Annotated in this window: 15 protein-coding genes and 1 tRNA gene; 9 read left to right on the top strand and 7 right to left on the bottom strand. The window is 69.3% G+C overall.

What is annotated here, in order from left to right:
• Window positions 1–113: 113 nt before the first annotated feature.
• Window positions 114–1,613 carry a sodium/proline symporter PutP gene (gene putP / locus FK268_RS18465; RefSeq protein WP_146436729.1) on the bottom strand — a complete coding sequence of 500 codons (1,500 nt, stop codon included), beginning with the start codon at window positions 1,611–1,613 and terminating at the stop codon, window positions 114–116.
• Between the two features lie 191 nt (window positions 1,614–1,804).
• Here putP and FK268_RS24285 point away from each other — a divergent pair, with 191 nt between their 5' ends.
• Window positions 1,805–2,716 carry a chymotrypsin family serine protease gene (locus FK268_RS24285; protein WP_158636153.1) on the top strand — a complete coding sequence of 304 codons (912 nt, stop codon included), beginning with the start codon at window positions 1,805–1,807 and terminating at the stop codon, window positions 2,714–2,716.
• Between the two features lie 40 nt (window positions 2,717–2,756).
• Complete coding sequence (locus tag FK268_RS18455; RefSeq protein ID WP_146436728.1) at window positions 2,757–3,236, top strand: nitroreductase/quinone reductase family protein; 480 nt, start codon at window positions 2,757–2,759, stop codon at window positions 3,234–3,236.
• Here FK268_RS18455 and FK268_RS18450 read toward each other — a convergent pair.
• On the bottom strand, window positions 3,223–4,719 hold the full coding sequence (locus FK268_RS18450) for a PH domain-containing protein (RefSeq protein ID WP_146436726.1): 1,497 nt from the start codon (window positions 4,717–4,719) through the stop codon (window positions 3,223–3,225). The two genes, FK268_RS18455 and FK268_RS18450, sit on opposite strands and share 14 nt — an antisense overlap.
• Window positions 4,706–5,230 (bottom strand): PH domain-containing protein, encoded by a 525-nt coding sequence (locus FK268_RS18445; RefSeq protein ID WP_146436724.1) that lies wholly within the window; start codon window positions 5,228–5,230, stop codon window positions 4,706–4,708. The genes FK268_RS18450 and FK268_RS18445 overlap by 14 nt, the downstream gene beginning before the upstream one ends.
• A 70-nt stretch (window positions 5,231–5,300) precedes the next feature.
• Here FK268_RS18445 and FK268_RS18440 point away from each other — a divergent pair, with 70 nt between their 5' ends.
• Window positions 5,301–6,470: an acyl-CoA dehydrogenase family protein gene (locus FK268_RS18440; protein WP_146436722.1), complete on the top strand. Its 1,170-nt coding sequence runs from the start codon at window positions 5,301–5,303 to the stop codon at window positions 6,468–6,470.
• Window positions 6,471–6,563: 93 nt separating this feature from the next.
• Window positions 6,564–6,636: transfer RNA gene (locus FK268_RS18435), tRNA-Lys, on the top strand.
• 204 nt (window positions 6,637–6,840) lie between these two features.
• Here FK268_RS18435 and FK268_RS18430 read toward each other — a convergent pair.
• A complete protein-coding gene (locus FK268_RS18430) occupies window positions 6,841–7,086 on the bottom strand; it encodes an aromatic acid exporter family protein (RefSeq protein ID WP_146436720.1) in 246 nt (81 codons plus the stop codon).
• A 102-nt stretch (window positions 7,087–7,188) separates the two neighbouring features.
• On the opposite strand from FK268_RS18430, the gene FK268_RS18425 reads away from it, so the two are divergent.
• On the top strand, window positions 7,189–8,406 hold the full coding sequence (locus tag FK268_RS18425) for a L,D-transpeptidase (protein ID WP_146436718.1): 1,218 nt from the start codon (window positions 7,189–7,191) through the stop codon (window positions 8,404–8,406).
• On the opposite strand, the gene FK268_RS18420 is transcribed toward FK268_RS18425, so the two are convergent.
• Window positions 8,347–9,663 (bottom strand): NAD(P)/FAD-dependent oxidoreductase, encoded by a 1,317-nt coding sequence (locus tag FK268_RS18420; RefSeq protein ID WP_146436716.1) that lies wholly within the window; start codon window positions 9,661–9,663, stop codon window positions 8,347–8,349. The genes FK268_RS18425 and FK268_RS18420 overlap by 60 nt on opposite strands.
• Before the next feature lie 124 nt (window positions 9,664–9,787).
• Here FK268_RS18420 and FK268_RS18415 point away from each other — a divergent pair, with 124 nt between their 5' ends.
• Window positions 9,788–10,654: a LysR family transcriptional regulator gene (locus FK268_RS18415; protein ID WP_146436714.1), complete on the top strand. Its 867-nt coding sequence runs from the start codon at window positions 9,788–9,790 to the stop codon at window positions 10,652–10,654.
• 18 nt (window positions 10,655–10,672) lie between these two features.
• Here the strand turns inward: FK268_RS18415 and FK268_RS18410 are convergent, their stop codons facing one another.
• Window positions 10,673–11,056 carry a hypothetical protein gene (locus tag FK268_RS18410; RefSeq protein WP_146436712.1) on the bottom strand — a complete coding sequence of 128 codons (384 nt, stop codon included), beginning with the start codon at window positions 11,054–11,056 and terminating at the stop codon, window positions 10,673–10,675.
• Between the two features lie 18 nt (window positions 11,057–11,074).
• Between FK268_RS18410 and bcp the strand changes: the two genes are divergently transcribed.
• The 3 genes from bcp to FK268_RS18395 all read left to right on the top strand — a co-directional run bounded on the left by bcp (window position 11,075) and on the right by FK268_RS18395 (window position 13,697).
• Entirely contained in the window at window positions 11,075–11,548 is a 474-nt protein-coding gene (gene bcp, locus FK268_RS18405; RefSeq protein WP_146436709.1) for a thioredoxin-dependent thiol peroxidase, read from the top strand.
• A 16-nt stretch (window positions 11,549–11,564) separates the two neighbouring features.
• Complete coding sequence (locus tag FK268_RS18400; protein ID WP_146436707.1) at window positions 11,565–12,710, top strand: acyl-CoA dehydrogenase family protein; 1,146 nt, start codon at window positions 11,565–11,567, stop codon at window positions 12,708–12,710.
• Window positions 12,711–12,878: 168 nt separating this feature from the next.
• Entirely contained in the window at window positions 12,879–13,697 is an 819-nt protein-coding gene (locus tag FK268_RS18395; RefSeq protein WP_231707142.1) for a transglutaminase-like domain-containing protein, read from the top strand.
• A gap of 113 nt (window positions 13,698–13,810) precedes the next feature.
• On the opposite strand, the gene FK268_RS18390 is transcribed toward FK268_RS18395, so the two are convergent.
• Complete coding sequence (locus FK268_RS18390; RefSeq protein ID WP_146436704.1) at window positions 13,811–19,273, bottom strand: ATP-binding protein; 5,463 nt, start codon at window positions 19,271–19,273, stop codon at window positions 13,811–13,813.
• Window positions 19,274–19,289 lie beyond the last annotated feature (16 nt).

Genomic DNA, 19,289 nt, shown 5'->3' with positions numbered 1-19,289 from the left:
GCAGAAATGCTGATCGACCGGCCTTTCCTCGTATGCGGGCGACTCGGACGAGCCGCTGAGCGAACAACACCCCCTACGAGCCACGGTCGAGGGTGCTGTCGTTCGGATCGCTCTTACGCCGGCTGCCTCTCCGCGAGGCGGGAGGCCTCGTCGAACTCGGCGTCGACGGCATCGTCGGGCTTGTAGGTGGCGAGACTGACGCCGATCGCGACCACCAGGTTCGCGGCGAAGCCGGGGACGATCTCGTACAGAGCGAAGGGCGGCCACTGGCCCCAGACGAAGGCGACGGCAGCGCCGACGATGAGGCCGGACAGCGCACCCGCTGCGGTGAGCCTGCGCCAGAACAGCGCGAGGAGTACGACCGGACCGAAGGACGAGCCGAATCCGGCCCACGCGAAGCCGACCAGTTCGAGGATGCTGTCCGACGGGTCGATCGCGAGGAGCACCGCGATCACAGCGACGATGAGAACGCCGAGCCTGCCGAGCAACACGTAGGTCTTGTCGCTGATCTGCGAGTCCCGCCCGGACTTCTCGGCGAAGATCTTGAACAGGTCCTCCACCAGCGCCGACGAGCACACGACGAGCTGCGATGACACCGTCGACATGATGGCGGCGAGCACCGCCGCCAGGACGAGACCGGCGACGAACGGGTGGAACAGGATCTGCGCGAGCACCAGGAAGACGGTCTCGGGGTCCTTCGGCGCCTTCTCCGGGTGCAGCGCGAAGTAGGCGATGCCGATGAACGCGGTCGCGATCGCGCCGAGCGCCGTCGCCACCATCCAGCTGATGCCGAAGCGGCGGGCGGTGGCGGCCTCCTGCGGCGAGCGCAGCGCCATGAACCGCACGATGATGTGCGGCTGGCCGAAGTAGCCCAGGCCCCACGCCGCCGCGGAGATGATGCCGAGGGCTGTGCCGCCGGCGAACAGGCTGAAGAAGTCGGGGTTGACCGAGTTCACGGTGTCGACGGTGACCGACGGGCCGCCGACCTCGATCAGGGCGACGATCGGCACCGCGACCAGCGCTGCGAGCATCAGCAGCCCCTGCGCGACGTCGGTCAGAGTCGCGCCGAGGAAGCCGCCGAACAGCGTGTAGACCATGGTCACCACGGCGACGATGAGCATGCCGTGGATGTACTGCACACCGAAGGTGCTGTCGAAGAACTTGCCCGCGGCCACCATGCCGCTGGAGACGTAGAACGTGAAGAAGACCAGGATGATGAGGCCGCAGACGATCCGCAGCGATCGCGACCGGTCGCGCAGCCGGTGCTCGAGGAAGCTGGGGATGGTGATCGAGTTGCCCGCGACCTCGGTGTACGAGCGCAGACGCGGCGCGACGAACTTCCAGTTCAGCCAGGCCCCGATCGTGAGGCCGATCGCGATCCACGACTCGACGAGCCCTTTCGCATAGATCGCGCCGGGCAGGCCCATCAACAACCACCCGGACATGTCGGACGCGCCGGCACTGAGCGCGGCGACCCAGGGCTTGAGCCCGCGTCCCGCGAGCATGTAGTCGTCGAGGTTGTCGCGCGTCTTCCGGTACGCGCTCCAACCGATGTACAACATGGCCGCGAAGTACAGCGCTACTGCGACGGTCTGATACGTCTGGTCGGACACGGGGTCTCCTCTGGTCCAGGAACCGAAACTCACTGTTCACGCATGGTCTATGGCGGCAGCGAAATCCCAGTTCGGCAAACTGATCTCACTCGAGTCGATCATGCGGAATGGTAGGCTCGGCCACGACTTTCTGCGGCGCTTTCCAGGGCGCCACTCGATCACACGCCCCATGACCCTAGGAGGGTTCGACCTTGACCGACGGGACGCGCATCGGTGCGGTACTGCGACGCGGAGCGATCGGGGTGGTCACCGTTCTGGTATCGGGATCGCTCCTGACTCCGGCGTTCGCGACCGCCGCGCCCACCGCTCCCGTCCCGTCGCCGAGCCCCACGCCCAAGCCCGCGGCGCCCTCCGCCCCCGGCACTCCGGCGAAGCCGAGCGCGGCGCCGAAGCCCGCACCGGGCGCACCGTCGACGCCCGCGAAGCCGAGCGCCCCTGCACCCGTGCAGACCCCGGCCCCGACCTCGGTCGCGCCGGGCGACCGGATCGACATCCTGCAGCGCTCGCTGGGCGGCGGCCGGTTCGAGTCGCTGCAGTGCACGATGGGCTTCGCGGTGACCGCGCCGGACGGCGAGCGCCTGGGCGTGACGGCAGGGCACTGCGGTGCACCGCAGCAGCCGGTAGGCGTCAAGAAGTGGATCGTCGGCGAGGTGGTCCAGTCGCAGGCTCCCGAGGTCAAAGAGGACCCGAACCGTCCGGGGCACTACTCCCCCGTCGACCCGTTCGGCCCGGACTGGGGCACGTTCCGGCTCACGGATCCGCAGGTGAAGCTGCTCTCATCGGCGCCCGGTATGGCGCCGCGGTCGGTGGGCACCGCGCGGATCGGGGATCCGGTGTGCCAGTTGGGTTCGGTGAACGGGCGCCGCTGCGGCAAGGTCACCAAGGTGATGGGTGACTGGATGGTGACCGACATCGTCACCACGCAGGGCGACAGCGGCGGGCCGCTCGTCCGCACCTCCGACAACGCAGCGCTCGGCATCATCACCGACGCGGTCACGCTGACGGACCGCGATTCCGGTCGCGTCACCCAGCAGCTCACGCAGTACTACTCGCTGAACGCCGTGCTGCGCGCCGCGGGTGGCGCGCGACTCGCCACGAACTGATCGCGCCCCGGAGACCGCGGGAGTTCACTACACTGCCGCCATGGCGATCCTGGACGATCTCAAGGCACGGTTCCTGCAGCTCGGGCGGCATCGTGCCGTATCCCGGATGGTGCGCGCCACGGTCCCGCTCGACAAGGCGGTCACCCGGATCAGCGGCGGCAGCATCCACCTGATCCCGGAGGCACTGCTCCCGCAACTCACCCTGACCACGGTGGGACGGCGCAGTGGCGTTGCCCGGGCCGTGCCGCTGCTGTACGTGCGGGACGGAGCCGACTTCGTCGTGATCGCCTCCAACTTCGGCCAGAAGCACCACCCCGCGTGGTCGTACAACCTCGAGGCCACGCCCGACGCCGAGGTGCTCCTCGGGACGCGCCGCATCCCGGTGCGGGCCCGGCGGATCTCCGAATCGGATCGGAAACGCCTGTGGCCGAGCATCGTCGCGGTGTGGCCGGCGTACGACGACTACGTCGAACGGGCCGGCGGCCGCACGATCAAGCTGTACCGGCTCACGCCTCGCTGACGGCGAGGAAGCCCGTCACGATCTCCGGTTCGACGGTGCGCGCGACGTCCGCGGCCCGGCCCGGCGTCACGTCGACGGCGCCGAACGCACCCGCCGCCGTCGCCACCGTCAGCGTCGCGACGCCGGCCCGGCGTTGGAAGAAGGTCTCGCGCGTGACGAAGCCGATCACCCCGTCGAACTCGAGGACGGTACGGGTGCGCGCAACGGTGGGAGCACCGAGGACGACGATGTCCCCGTCGGTGACCGTGCCGAGATTCGCGTAGCGCACCCGGGCCAGGGCGACGGCGAGCACGACCACGACGACCGCGCCGACGATCGGCAGCGCCTTCCATGCGCCCGGGGCGACCACGGCGAGTGCCAGTGAGACGGCCACCGGAACGAGCGCCGCCAGCAGCGCGCGGGTGTACCTGCGGCGCAGTGCCACCGGCCCGTGCCCGACGAGGGGCCGCTCGACGACTCCCTGCCTGCCGAGGACCTGCTCGGCGACGCGCACGCCCTCGGAGCGAGGGGCGGGCGGCAGCAGCGTGGGATTGCGGTCCGTGCCCGTGGCGATCGCCCTCAGCTTCGCGCCGCGCGGGATGCGCATCAGCACCGGCTCGTGCAGTTGCACGCCGCGCACCCGCTTGCGCTCGATCGTCGCGGCCACGGTCGAGATGAGACCGCGACTGGTGTGCAGCGCACCGTCGGCCCGGCGGACCAGCCGGAAGCCCCAGAAGGCGAGGACGTACGCGAGCACGGAGATGAGGACCGAGACGATCACGACCAGCACGACCGCGGCCGGGATCACCACTGCGGCGCCCAGATCGAGGATCTTGACGAACCAGGACTCGGCGAGCTCGGAGCCGCGCTCGCGCAGCCCGGCCTCGTCGACGATGCGGAAACCGATACCGGCGCCCGCAGCGACCACGGCGAAGCCGGTGAGCGAGAACGGCGCGAACCGGATCCACTCCGGGCGCAACCGCGCCAACTCCTCCTCCGGCTGCGGTGCGACGGGCGGCGGGTCACCGCCCTCGTCGAGCCCGTCCGTCGGTGTCGGCGCAGCGGTCCGGCGCAGGAGGTCGTGGCCGAGCGCCTCCGCGACGTCCGCAGGAATGGGGTCGAGTATCAGGGCCGATTCCTTGCCGCCCACGCCGGTTCCGACCACGACCTTGCGCAGCGAGAGGGCGCGCTCGATGGGTCCGGCTGTCACGTCGACACTGCGAATGCGGTCGCGGCGTGCGGTGGCGGAGACCTTGCGCACCAGCCCGTGCCGCAGCTCCAGCTGATCCTCGGTGACCCGCCATCGGGTGGTGAGCCACGGCAGGAGGCCCACCAGCGCGCTGATGGCGACGCCGGCGATGATGAAGAACACCGGCCCGGCCGCGCGACCGAGAAAGAAGACGCCGATCAGCGCGGGAATGAGCGACGGCACCGCTTTGATGACGCGGGTTCCGATCCCCCACGGCGACAGCCTGTTCCAGCCGTCCTCCTCAGGTCGCGTCATCGGTGTCCTCCGCTGCGCTGACGGTCAGGCCCGCGGCGATCGCCTGCGCGGTCTCCGTCGGCAGACCCGAGATCCGCACCGTGCCCGCCGACGAGGCAGTGGTCACCGTCACAGTCGACAGGCCGAAGGAGCGCTCCAGCGGCCCCGCTACGGTGTCGATCACCTGCACCCGCGAGACCGGGATCAGCACCCGCGTCCGCGTCAGCCACCCCGCCTGCGAGTACACCGCCACCGCATTGACCTCCCACCGGTGGAAGGCGTAGCGGAAGCGCGGCATCACGATCAAGTGCGCCGCGGCCGCCGCCGCGAGCACGAGGAAGGCCGCCACGGCGACGAACCACGGGACGTCGGGGATCAGCGCGAGCACCACTGTGACCAGTGGGATCACGATCACCCAGCGGATCGCGGCACGGACGGTCCACCAGGTCTTCGCGCGGGGCGAGACCTGATGGGCCGGCGGCCTGAGCACTTCTGCGGCGCCCGCCACCGCGGGGGTTCCGGGAAGGGTCATGCGCCCAGCTAAGCACGACTTTCCGCCTTCGGGCCAGCACATCCGGCTAGGGTGGCGCCGAGGAGGGACCATGACCACACACCCCGACGAGTTGGCGGGCCTGACCGGCCTGTTCTCGGACCAAGAGCGCGCCATCGCGGATTCGGTGCGCGCGTTGACCACCCGCGAGGTCGAGCCGCACGTCGCCGACTGGTTCGAGCGTGGAGAGATCGACGATCCCCGCGGACTGATGCGCAAGCTCGGCGCGCTGGGCCTGCTCGGCATGCACCTCGACGGCTACGGGTGCGCCGGAACCACCGCCACCGAGTACGGCGTGGCCTGCCTCGAACTCGAGGCCTGCGATTCAGGCCTGCGCTCGATGGTCTCCGTCGAGGGCTCGCTCGCCATGTTCGCGATCTGGAAATGGGCGAGCGAGGAGGAGAAGCAGCGGTGGTTACCCGGCATGGCGGCCGGCGAGCTGATCGGCTGCTTCGGGCTCACCGAGCCCGATCACGGCTCCGACCCGGCGAACATGCGGACCCGGGCGCGCCGCGACGGCGACGATTGGATCATCGACGGCCGGAAGATGTGGATCACCAACGGCTCCCTCGCCGACGTGGCCGTGATCTGGGCGCAGACCGATGACGGCGTGCGCGGCTTCGCCGTCCCGACCGAGACCGCGGGATTCCGCGCGAACACGATCAAGCACAAGATGTCCTTGCGCGCATCGGTCACCGCCGAGCTCGTGCTCGACGGTGTGCGCGTCCCCGACTCCGCCGCCTTCCCCGAGGTCCGCGGCCTGCGCGGGCCGCTCTCCTGCCTCAGCGAGGCCCGGTACGGCATCGTCTGGGGCGCGATGGGCGCCGCGCGGACCGCCCTGGAGTGCGCGCAGCGGTACTCCGTGGAGCGCGAGCAGTTCGGACGGCCGATCGGCGGCTTCCAGCTGACCCAGCAGAAGCTCGCCGACATGACCCTCGAGTACACGAAGGGCGTGCTGTTGGCCGTCCACCTGGGACGCCTCAAGGACGCCGGAGCCCTTCGCCCCGAACAGGTCTCCCTCGGCAAGCTGAACAACGTCCGCGAGGCGATCGACATCTGCCGCACCGCCCGCACGATCCTCGGCGCGAACGGCATCTCGCTCGAGTACCCCGTGATCCGGCACGCGAACAACCTGGAGAGCGTGCTGACCTACGAGGGCACCGTGGAGATGCACACCCTCATCCTGGGCCAGAAGCTGACTGGGCAGAGCGCCTTCCAGTGAGCCACCGATAGCTCAGAAACCAACCCTGACCAGCCGATTTCACGTTTCGCTCCACCTCTTGCTAATGTATTCCAGCACGCAGCGAGCGAGCACGCGCCATTAGCTCAATTGGCAGAGCAGCTGACTCTTAATCAGCGGGTTCGGGGTTCGAGTCCCTGATGGCGCACTCCAAAGAAGACCCGCCACCTCACGGTGGCGGGTCTTCTTCCGTTTGAGCCACGCAAGTGCCCGCGATCACCGGACTTGAACCTTCTAATTTTAGTGACGCTAAGTTAGTCTGGCGAACGAGCCTGGGGAGCAACCACCTCACCTGTCGCCCGCAGCGTTCTCCCCAGGCTCTCACCCAGGTCGGGACGACGGGGCCGGCGAGTCAGTCGGCGTCGTCGTCCTTACCGGCCCCGTAGCCGAGGGCCATCGCGAAGGCGATCCCCAGGGCCAGTCCGATGCCGATTCCCAGCGCCGAATTCCCCAAGCCGGTGCCGATACTCGCGCCGAGGACGACACCGATTCCGAGCCCCAGGGCGAGCTTGTTGTAGCCCTTGTCGCTCCACGGTCCGGGGGCACGACCATCGCCGTCCCGCGCCTCGGGCCGCGGCCCGTCACCGTCGTCACTCACACCCCGCACCGTACCGGCTCGACCTGGGACACGCCCGGTAGAATCGGGAGCAATCGGTCGCCGGTCGGCCGACATCCGTTCGATGCTTGATGGAGCTGAGCCATGCGCAACCGTCCCGCCGTGATCCGACGCATCCTCACGGCGGTGTCGGTCACGACGCTCTCCGCGGCGCTGGTCGCCGGCTGCACGTCGTCGCCCGGCAACGTGGCCCTGCCCGACGCGAGCCAGAAGATCACGGACTCCACCCCCTTCTTCGACCTACTGCGCCCGCAGATCACCTCCAGCGTTCGCAGCGGTGATGTCGACGTACAGCCGGGTGTCCCCGTCAAGGTCACAGCCGCCGGAGGCACGCTGACCAAGGTCGTGATCACGAACGCGGACGGCAAGGAGGTCTCGGGCAAACTCGCCGACGACGGCCGCTCGTGGAGCAACTCGGAACCGCTCGGCTACAACAAGACCTACAAACTGCGCGCGGAGGCCAACGGCATCGGCGGCGTGAACGTCGCCAACGAGACCTTCAGCACGCAATCGCCGAACAACCTGGCCCAGGCGTACTTCACCACCACCGACAACTCCACCGTCGGCGTCGGGCAGACCGTGGGGGTGAAGTTCGACGAGCGGATCGCCGACCGCGCGGCGGCGCAGCGCGCCATCAAGATCGTCACCGATCCGCCGGTCGAGGGCGCCTTCTACTGGGTCAGCCCGTCGGAGGTCCGCTGGCGCCCCGAGTCCTACTTCAAGCCCGGCACCAAGGTCAGCGTGGACGTGAAGATCTACGGTGTCGATCTGGGCAACGGCACCTTCGGCCAGAAGGACGCCTCGACCCGGTTCACGGTGGGCGACGAGGTGATCACGACCGTCTCCGACAAGGACAAGATCGTCCGCGTCACGAAGAACGGCAAGCTGATCAAGACGATGCCCACCTCGATGGGCGGCCCCGGCAACGAGACGCCGAACGGGGTCTACCTGATCGGCGATCACCGCGAGAACATGATCATGGACTCATCCACCTACGGCGTCCCGGTGAACTCCCCCAACGGATACCGCACGCTGGTCGACTACGCGGTGCAGATGTCCTACAGCGGCATCTACCTGCACAGTGCCCCGTGGTCGGTGAACCAGCAGGGCTACACCAACGTGAGCCACGGGTGCCTCAACGTGAGCACCGAGAACGCCCTCTGGTTCCTGCAGAACACCAAGCGCGGCGACATCGTCAAGGTCACCGACACCGCGGGGCCCACGTTGGAGGGCACCGACGGACTAGGCGACTGGAACATTCCGTGGTCCGTCTGGCGCGCCGGCAACGCCAAGACCGGGTAGGTCCTCCCCCGCGTCCGCGGGAACGGGCACGACGGTGACCGTCGGCGCACCGTCGAAGCCCGGGCGAGCGGTGCCGACGAAGGCACGCAACCAGTCCCGAAGCACCGCGACGCGGTTGCCCATGCCGGCCAGGTAGTACAGGTGCACGGCCAGCCAGCCCGCCCACGCGAGGATGCCGGTGAGGCCCGGCAGGCCGAGCGGCGGCTGGATCACCGCGTGCGGAGTGTCGATCATCGCCATGCTGCCCTTGTCCAGGTAGCGGAAGTGCGTGCCCGGCCCCTTCTTCCCGCGGATCACGTCGGCGGCGTGACGGCCCTGCTGCATGGCGACGGGACTCTGGCCGGGAAGGCCGTTCAGGGCGGTCATGTCGCCGAGCGCGAAGACGTCCGCACGGCCGCCGACGGTGAGGTCGCGGTTGATCAGGAGCCGGCCCGCGCGGTCGGTCTCGCAGCCGGTTGCCTCGGCGATCACACCGGCGAGCGGGGTGGCCTTGACGCCTGCCGACCAGACGACGGTGCCCGCGGCGATCTCGCGCTCGACTCCGGCCTTGTCCCTGACAGTGACCACGCCGTCCTCGATGGCGGTGACGAAGGTGCCGGTGTGCACCTGCACGCCCGCCTCCTCGAGGGTGGCGCGGGTGTAGCCCGAGAGAGTGCCGCCGTAGAAGGGCAGCACGTCGTCGGCACCCTCCACGAGGTGGATGCGGACCTCGGCGCGATCGTGGAAGCGTCGGGCGAGCTCGGCCACCTGGCCGGCCACCTCGACGCCGGTGGCGCCGGCGCCGACGACCACGAAGGTCCGGTCAGCGCTCTCAGCGGGGGCCGCGAAGGCGGCGCGCATCCTCGTCCGGAGGTTCTCGGCGTCCTCAAGGGTCTTCAGGGCGAAGGTGCGGTCGGCCCACTCGTCGTGACCGAAGTAGGCCTGCGCGGCGCCCGCAGCGACGATCAGGTAGGTGTAGCCGATCTGCTCGATGCCGTCGTCCGTGGCGTACGTGACCACCTTCCGCTCGGCGTCGACCTCCGTAACGTAGCCGGTGACGACGTCGACGGTGCGGCGCTTGCGGAGGACCTCCGCGATGGGCGGCGCGATCCGCTCGCCCGCGGTGACGCCGGTGGCCACCTGGTACAGCAGCGGCTGGAAGAGGTGGGTGCCGTTCGCCGAGATGAGGGTGGTCTCGATGTTCGACTTCGCGAGCTGCTTCGCGGCGGCGAGGCCGCCGAATCCCGAGCCGATCACCACGACGTGGGTGCTGCGCATGATCTTCTCCTCCTTCAAGACGTCGTTGTCTACTACCAGATTGGTGCATGGATAGACCGGCTTCAACCTGGTAGATCGCCCTCCTGATGATGCAATCCATCTGTTCTGTTCATATACTCGTGGAATGGAGTTCCGTCAGCTCGAGTACCTGGTCGCGGTGGCGGACCACGGGGGCTTCTCGCGCGCGGCGAAGCAGTGCTTCGTCTCGCAATCGGCGGTGAGCCACCAGATCGCCACGCTGGAGAAGGAGCTGGGAGCCGAGCTCTTCGAGCGCGCGGGGCGACGGGTGCGGCTCACCGACGCCGGCGAGGCGCTCCTCCCCCGCGCCCGGGAACTGCTCCGGCTGCGCGACGAGGCCGTCGACGCCGTCCGTCCCCGCCCGGACCGGATCCGGCTCGCGGCGAACATGTCCTTCGCGCGATCCGCGCTCGCCGCCGCGTCCGACGTCCGAGAACGACACCCCGGAGCGGAGATCGACTTCCTCATCATGCCCTTCGCCCAGCGCATCGCCGCCGTGAGATCGGGCGAAGCCGACCTTGCGCTGATCCGCGGCCGCCTCGACGAGCCGGGCCTCTACCTCGAACCGCTCTGGGTCGACAATCCGCTCATCGCCTTCTCCACCCGACATCCGCTGGCGGCGCTCGGGAGGGCACCGACGACCGCGGAGCTGGCGCAGTACCCCCTGCTCCTGCCGCCGCCCCACCACCAGGTGCTGCTGCACCGACTCGTCGACAAGGTCTTCACCGCCGACGGCCTGAACGTTCTCCTCGGGCCGGAGATCCGCGACGACCACCCCGTTGCCTTCGAGCTGATCAACCACCCCGACGGCTGGACCCTGCTGTACGAGGACCCGCGGCAGCCCGGCATCGCCAGTCGTCCCGCACCGGGCTTCACCCTGCCCGTCTCCGCAGTACTGCGCACGGATGCGACACCGAATCCGCTGGTCGCGGAACTCCTGGTAGGACTGTCGAACGGGTATCGCCGCATCTGACGTCCGGACGGTCCGTCGTCAGGACTTGCCGCGGAGCCGCCTGGACATCTCGTTCGGCACCGCGAGCACCCGCTCCGCGACGGTCACCGCGGCACCGGGCACCGCCAACAGCGAGTTGAGCTTCTCCAGCGCCGCGTCGGTCTTCTCGAGGGTGGCCGAGAACCGTGCGGTGAGCTTCTCGAACTCGTCGAGGTTTCGATTCACCCGGGCCACGGTCTCGTCGAACGTGGACATGGTCGCGCTCATGTTGTCCATGGTCACGGACATGTCCTCGAGCATGGCGGTCGCCTGATCGATCGTCATGTCCGCGTTGAGCGCAGCGCTCGCCAGATTCCGGATACGGGTGCGCCCGCGACCGCCGGCGGCGCCGGAGGGCCCCGATCCCTCGTCCTGTGGTGCCATGACCGATACGGTAGCGGCATGACGACATCGACGCGGCTGGAGCCGGGAGTTAATGCACCTTCTTTCACTTTGCCCGACCAGGACGGCAAGCCCGTTTCACTCGACGACTACCGTGGCCAGCGGGTCGTCCTGTACTTCTACCCCGCGGCGATGACGCCCGGTTGCACGAAGCAGGCCTGCGACTTCCGCGATAATCTGGCCGACTTCGGCGACGCGGGCCTCGCCGTCCTGGGCATCTCCCCGGACAAGCCGGAGAAGCTCAAGAAGTTCCAGGAGCGCGATTCGATCACATTTCCGCTCCTCTCGGACCCTGATAAGCAGGTGCTTACCGAATACGGCGCCTTCGGTGAGAAGATGATGTACGGCAAGACCGTGACGGGCGTCATCAGGTCGACGTTCGTCATCGCTGCGGACGGCACCATCGAGGTGGCGCAGTACAACGTGCGCGCGACCGGGCACGTCGCCAAGTTGCGCCGCGACCTGAAGCTCTAGAGAGGAACCCACCGACGTGGAACGCACCATCTACTCCGAGGATCACCTGCAGTTCGGCTCCGCCGTCCGCGACTACCTGCAGAAGCAGGTCCTGCCGCACGCCGAGCAGTACATCGACGACAAGCTGATCCCCCGCGACGTCTGGCGCGGCCTCGGCGAGCAGGGCGTTCTCGGCCTGGAGATCCCCGAGTCGTACGGCGGCGGCGAGGCGGACGACTACCGCTTCAACGCCGTCGCGCAGGAGGAGCTGGCGGCGGTCTCGATGGCCTTCGCCAGCTCGGTGGGCATCGACTTCGACATCACCACCCCGTACATCGTGCGCCTGGGCACCGAGGAGGCGAAGCAGCAGTGGCTGCCCGCCATCGCGTCCGGCGATGCGGTGGCCGCGATCGGCATGACCGAGCCCGCCGCCGGCTCGGACCTGGCCGGCATCAAGTCGACCGCTGTGCGCAGCGGCGACGACTGGATCCTCAACGGCTCCAAGACGTTCATCACCAACGGCTACACCTGCGACGTCGCGGTGATCGCGGCGAAGACCAACCCCGACGCCAAGGCGCGGGGCATCTCGCTGTTCGCCGTCGACTGCTCGCTGCCCGGCTTCGAGCGCGGCCGCAAGCTCGACAAGGTGGGCCAGCCCGAGGCGGACACCGCGGAGCTCTTCTACTCCGATCTCCGAGTGCCCTCCAGCGCCCTCATCGGCGAGGTGGACCGCGGCTTCTACCACATGATGGAGAAGCTGCCCCAGGAGCGCATCGGCTCGGCCGTGGGCAATGTCGCGCACGCCAAGCAGATCCTCGCCGAGACCATCGAGTACGCGCGCGAGCGCAAGGCCTTCGGCGCGTCCATCGGCTCGTTCCAGCACAACAAGTTCCTGCTGGCCGACCTGGTGACCAAGATCGAGATGGTGCAGGCCTACGTCGACCAGGCGATTCTCGCGCACGCCGAGGGCACGCTGACCGCCGTCGACGCGGCGAAGGTCAAGTACATCTCCGCCGAAATCCAGAACCAGGTGCTCGATTCCTGTGTGCAGCTGCACGGCGGCTACGGCTACATGCGCGAGTACCGCGCCGCCCGCGCGTGGATGGACGCCCGCGTCACCCGCATCTGGGCCGGCTCGTCCGAGATCATGAAGGAGATCATCGGGCGCGATCTCGCGCTGTAGATCTTCCACGACGAACGGCCGGGTCGCCTTGCGCGACCCGGCCGTTCGTCATCTCCTGGATTCGACAGCTAGTGATTCTGCTCCCGCCGCACGACTCTCGGATTCTGTCCGTTCCGGACAGCGCCGTCCGGCGGACCTGTCGGCACCGAGCTGGTTACGCTCGTCGGTGTGACGATCGCGTATGACCGCCCGGGGCGGCTGACTGGTCTGGACGGAGTGCAGTCAGCGGCGATCGGGGTGCTCGACACCGATCCGGTGGCGATCTGCGTGCCGGTGCAGGGTTTGGTGATTCAGCCGACCGATCCGGGCGCGCGTGATCTCCCCGAGCACCGTCAGGCGGAGAATCAGGTCCGGCCGGCTGCCGACCTGGTTGCTCGCCTGTACGAGCTTGCTCCGAGGCCGATCACAGAGCCGCGGGAACCGCACCAGCGCGTGGTCGGCACGTGTCGCCATTTCGCGGTACTCGCGTGTTCCCTGCTGCGTCATCGCGGAGTGCCATCCCGCGTCCGCTGCGGATTCGCGACCTACTTCGTGAAGGACCGAGCAGTCGACCACTGGATGGTCGAGTACCGCGACCACGATGGTGGTAGGTGGATCCGTCTCGATCCGGAGATTCTCGGGCAGAAAGTGGTCGAACATCCCGAAGATCTTGCACAAGACCAGTTCCTGTCGGGGGCCGAAGCGTGGATCGCCTTCCGGCGCGGGGAGATCAACGCAGATCGGTTCGGCGTGTTCGGCACGGAGAACTGGGGGCCCGCAGAGATCCGCGGAAACCTGGTGAAGGATCTCGCGTCCCTGAACAAGGTCGAGATGCTCCCCTGGGACGAATGGGGTCGGATGACCGAGGCCTACGAGGGAACGACCGGACCGGACTACGACTACCTCCTCGACGACGTTGCTGCGGTCTGCGCGGCAGACGATCCTGCCGCGATCGCCGCCATCTACGAGCATCCAGACCTTGAGGTCCCCGATCCTCTGATCCGCTGAAGGCCTTGCCGGGATCGACTGGGAGCAGTGGCCGGTTTCCGCTTCGGGTGGCCATACATTGCCGAAGGGCACCGTCGGGAATCCCCGACGGTGCCCTTCGTGCGTAATGGAACCTACTGCGCGGCCTCGATCACCGAGATGATCTTCGGGCGCAGATCCGCGGCGGCGATGATCTCGTCGACCGAGCCGACCTCGACCGCGCGACGGATGCTGTGGACCCCGTCGAACTCGGAGGCGACCTCACCCAGCTTCTCGGCCCGGACGGAGCCGCGCACCTCGTCGAGCTCCGCGAGCAGCGCGGCGCGCTCGGTGCCGGTGGCCTCGGTGAGCTGAGCCTCGAGCTCCTTGACCCGGGCGTCACCCGCGGTGCGGGCGTTGACCTCGCCCGAGAAGACCACCGCAGCAGCGGGGGCGCCGCCGAGCACGGACGCGAAGGATCCCTCGATGGCCAGCACCGTCATGTTCGGGTTCAGCTGCTTGCTGAACACCACGAACGCGCCGCCGTGGTAGCGCGAGATCACACAGAAGACGATCGGACCGGAGAAGTTGACGATCGCGCGACCGATCTCGGCGCCGTACTCCAGCTGGAGCTTGCGCAGCGACTCCGGCGAACCGTCGAAGCCCGACAGGTTGGCGAGCACCACCAGCGGGCGGTTGTCGCTCGCCGCGTTGATCGCGCGGGCCGCCTTCTTCGACGACTGCGGGAACAGCGTGCCGGCCGTGTAGGTGTCCGGGCCGTCGGTGGCCGGGAAGCCCAGGCGCGGGACCGACTTCGACTCGATGCCCAGCAGGCAGACCGGGATGCCGCCGATGTGCACGTCCTGCACCACCGCGGTCTCGGCGTCGGCCATGCCGGCCCAGCGCTCGAGCACCTCGTGGTCCTGGTCGGACAGCGCGCGCATCACGGTGCGGATGTCGAAGGGCTTCTTGCGATCCGGGTTCTTCTCCGCGGAGAAGATGTCGCCCACCGTCGTGAAATCGCTGTCGGCCAGCACGTGCGGGAAGGTCGTGATATCGCGGTCGGCCGGATCCGTCGTGGCGGCGCGACGCGGTGCCTGCTCGCCCGGGGCGATGTAGGTGTGCGCGTAGTGCTCCATCAGGATCGAATGCGCGCCCATGAGATCCGCCGCCCAGTACTGCGCCTGGCCGTTCGGTCCCATGATCCGGTCGTAGCCGCCGATGCCGAAGTTGTCCTCGGCGGAGACGCCGCCCGAGAAGTCCAGCGACTGCTTGCCGGTGAGCACCATCGCCGACTCCGGCGTCATGATCAGCACGCCCTTGGTGTGCATGAGCATGGTCGCCTCGGCGTTCCAGTACGGCTGCGCGCCCACGTTGATGCCGGCGGAGACGATGTTGATCTCACCGCCCTGCTGCGTGAACTCGACGATCTTCTTCAGCGCCGCCGCGACCCAGTCCATGTTCTCGGTGCCCGAGTCCATGGAGATGCGGGCGCCGGCGGACAGGGCGTACCACTCGACGGGCAGCTCCATCCGGTGCGCCAGATCGATCGCCGCGCTGATCCGGCGGCACTCCGCCTCCGCGAGCGCGCCGAGCGACTTCGTCGGATCACCCAGCAGCAGAACGCGCTTGACGCCCTCGGGATACAGATCGGTCGCGGTCGAGATGACGCCCACGACGATGCCGGCCGTGTTGCGTCCCTTCGGCCGGTCCGTGGGCACGAGCACGTCGGCGATGTCACCCTCGGCCAGCTCGTACTCGACGAAATCGCCCAGTGCGCCGGTCAGCTCGTACGGGTACACCGTGTTGCGGCTCGCGGCGCGCAGCACCTTCTGGCGGTAGCCGTCGATCGGCTCCACCACGTCGACCGCGTCCTCCGCGGGAGCGCCGATGTGCAGATCGGCGCGGCCGGTGGGGCTGAAGGAGACCCGCACCTCGGTCTTGACCAGTTCGCCCGTGGCCGCGTCACGGCGGCGGCCGATCAGCAGCACCTCCTCGAGACCCGCGCCGACCGTGGTCGACTCGATGTGCCCGGCGAGCGCCTCGAGCTCGGCGTCGCTCAGGTCCACCGGCGGCCAGATGTACATGACGATCCGGTTGGTGGGCAGCCGCTTCGCACTCGGGCGAGCGGCCTGGGCCCGACGGATCGAGTCCACGCACGTCGCGAGCGCGATCTCGGCGGTCGGCAGGGCGAGCAGGCGGCCCTTGCCGTCGCGCACCGCAGCCAGGTCGCGGACCTGGGCGAAGGCGACGAGGCGATCGTCCGCAGGGTTCTCCTTGGCGACCGCGCGGTAGAGGTAGACCTCCTCGTCGTCCGACGAGGTCAGGCGCGTCAGGTCGAAGCGGCGCAGGCGCTCGAGCTGCATGCGCTGCGCGATGTACGGGTGCAGGCCCCGGATGAGGCGGTCCTCCGCAACGCCGTTGGTGGCGGCGCGGAAGGTGAAGTGATGGTGCATGACCGCGCCACCGCTGCCCGCGACGGTGATCGTCACGCGGCGCACCTGCGCCGGCAGCGGATGCGCCGACAGCACGCTGTCGAAGGCCGCGACCATCTCGTCCTGGTCCTCGGGCTGCTGCTCCCAGCTGAGGTAGATGTCGGCGTCCACGGACGCGGCACCGTCGGCGACCTTCGCGAGACCGGCGACCGCGTCACCGAGCCCGTCGTAGGCGACGGCCGCGGAGGCGAGCAGCGCACCGTCGCGCGCGGCGACGACCCACTCGGTGCCCGCCACGTCCTGCGTGCGGACCTCGGTGAGCCCCTTGTTGCCGTAGTAACGACGGGTCAGGACCTCGAGCATGACCGCGTTGTCGGTGGGATGATCCCCCGCCAGGCGCTCGCCCAGCAGCAGGACCAGCGGCTCGGTGCTGCGCACCATCTCGGCGATCCGATCGGCCCGATCGGCGGCCGTGGGGTTCTGGTCGAGGTGCGTCAGGTGCGCACGGACCGCGGCGTACACGCCCTCACGGTTACCGCGCAGCAGGGGCTGGCCGAACCAGGCGAAAACGACGCCGCGGGCGAGATCCGCGATGACCGGGTACCGCGACTGCGTCGCGTCGATGAGGCGCTCGAGCACGGCGCGGGCGTCGCCGCCCTGCTCGGCCGACGGGGCGGGTTCGCGGAGCCACTTGCGCAGCAGCGCGGTGATCACGCGGACGCCGACCTTGGGCCGCTGCTGCGCGAGGAAGATGCGGAAGACGGCGGACTCCAGATCCGGCGTCCGGTCGAGCTCGGCGACGCCGTAGTGCCCCAGTGCCGACGCCAGCTTGGCGCGGTACGAGTCGGGCAGGCCCGCGCGGTCCGCGTCGAGGCTGCGCAGGTAGGTGTGGAAGTGCTCGCGCGGGCTGTGCACCTCGTCGTCACCGCCGACCGAGCGGCGCAGACCGAGCTCGGCGAGATCGGCGAAGACGCCGGCGAGCGCCAACTCCTCGGCGGCCGGGACCGCGCCCTCGAGCTCGGCGGCCACCCGGTCCACGAGGTACTCGTCGAGCAGGCGGCTCTCATCCGCCGGATCGACGTCGAAGCCGAGCAGCTGGCTGCGCAGGGCGTCACGCCCCGCAGCGGCACGCTCGACGGCACCGACCTGGGCCGGCTCGGCCGGCAGGTCGATCGGGCCCGCCGCGGACCCGGCGGCGTCCTCGTCGCCGTCGCCCAGGGGCTCGAGCCGCAGCAGCGCGGCGCCCGCCTCGACCTGGCTGCCGACGGTGACCGAGCACTCCTTGAGGCGCGCCGAGAAGGGCGCGCGGAGCACCGTCTCCATCTTCATCGACTCGAGCACGAGGATCGGGGCGCCGGCCTCGACCTCGTCGCCGACGGCCAGCGGCACGGCGACCACCAGGGCCGGAGCGGGCGAGCGGACCACGCCGCCCTCGTCGCGGCTGACCCGGTGGGTGACGCCGTCCACGTCGACCACGTGCACCGGGCCGTGGGTGCCGGTGGTGAGCCGGTAGCGGACGCCGTTCACGACGGCCTGGCCGGTGTGGTTGTCGAAACGCTCCAGATCGACGTCCGCGGTGCGGGTCTCCGCGCCCGTGTCGATGACGAGGCGGAAGGTGTGGGCGCCGGTGCGGGCCACGCGGACACGGTAGCTCGCGCCGCGCAGCTTGAAGTCGAGCGGCGTGCCGCTCTCGTGCTGCACCTGCGGGCGGCCGCCCGAGGCGGTGGTGAGCAGACGGGCCAGCTCGGCCCGCTCCTCGTCCTCGTAGGCGTCGATCGCCGCGGAGGCCAGCGCGACGGAGGTGTGGCGGTCGGCCACCAGTCGGCCCTCGCCGCGGACGCGGTCGATCCAGCCGGTGTCGGCGCTGCCGTCGATCACCTCGGGCTGGTTCAGCAGATCCAGGACGAAGCTCTTGTTCGTGGCGCCGCCCTCGATGATGACGCGGGTCTCGTTCATGGCGCGGCGCAGGCGGCCGAGGGCCTGCTCGCGGTCGCTGCCGTAGGCGATGACCTTGGCGATCATCGAATCGAAGTCGGCGGGGATGGTGTCGCCCTGCGAGACGCCGGTATCGATGCGGATACCGGGGCCGGCGGGCAGATCCAGCAGCGCGATGCGGCCCGGCGCGGGCGCGAAGTCGCGGTCCGGATCCTCCGCGTTCAGGCGCGCCTCGATGGCGTGCCCGCGCTCGACCGGACGCACACCGTCGAGCTTGCCGCCCGAGGCGACGTGCAGCTGCGCGCGCACCAGATCGAAGTCGTTGGTGACCTCGGTGATGGGGTGCTCGACCTGCAGGCGGGTGTTCACCTCGAGGAAGGCGAGCAGATCGTCGCCCGGGTGGTACAGGAACTCGACGGTGGCGGCGCCGCGGTAGCCGACCTTGATCGCGAGGCGCTCCGCGGACTCCTTGAGCCGCTGCACCTGCTCGGCCCCGAGCACGGGCGAGGCCGACTCCTCGATGACCTTCTGGTTACGGCGCTGCACCGAACAGTCGCGCACGCCGAGGGCCCACGCGGTCTCGCCGTCGGAGATCACCTGGACCTCGACGTGGCGGGCACCGGTGACCAGGCGCTCGAGGAAGACGACGCCGCTGCCGAAGGCGCGCTCGGCCTCCTCACGGGTGCGGAGGTAGGCCTCCTCGAGGTCCGCGTCGGAGGCGACCATGCGGATACCACGACCGCCGCCGCCGGCCGTCGCCTTGAGCATCAGCGGGTAGCCGATGTCCTTGGCCTTGTCCTTGGCGTCCTCGAGCGTCTCCACGGGGCCGCGGCTCCACGGCGCGACGGGGACGCCGACCTCTTCGGCGATGAGCTTGGCGCCGATCTTGTCGCCCAGCTGACGCATGGCCTCGGGGCTCGGGCCGACGAAGACGACGCCGACCTCGGCGCACTTCTCGGCGAAGACGGGATCCTCGGCGACGAAGCCCCAGCCGACCCACGCCGCGTCGGCGCCGGTCTCCTGCAGGGCCTTACCCAGCAGCTCGTAGTTGAGGTACGGCCGCGCCGCGGCGGGGCCCAGGTCGTAGGCGATGTCGGCCTCGCGGACGAAGGTCGCAGTCCGGTCGACGTCGGTGTAGAGGGCGACGGTCTCGATCTGCTGCCCGGTCTCGGCGGCCAGGTCGCGGACCGCATGAATGAGGCGCATCGCGGCCTCACCTCGGTTCACGATGGCGATTCGGCTGAACACTCGCTTGTTCCCTTTC

It is taken from the genome of Tsukamurella sputi, from assembly GCF_007858445.1.
Taxonomy (GTDB): domain Bacteria; phylum Actinomycetota; class Actinomycetes; order Mycobacteriales; family Mycobacteriaceae; genus Tsukamurella; species Tsukamurella sputi.
The sequence above is the reverse complement of the archived record's forward strand: the minus strand, read 5'-3'. Positions and strand labels throughout refer to the sequence as shown.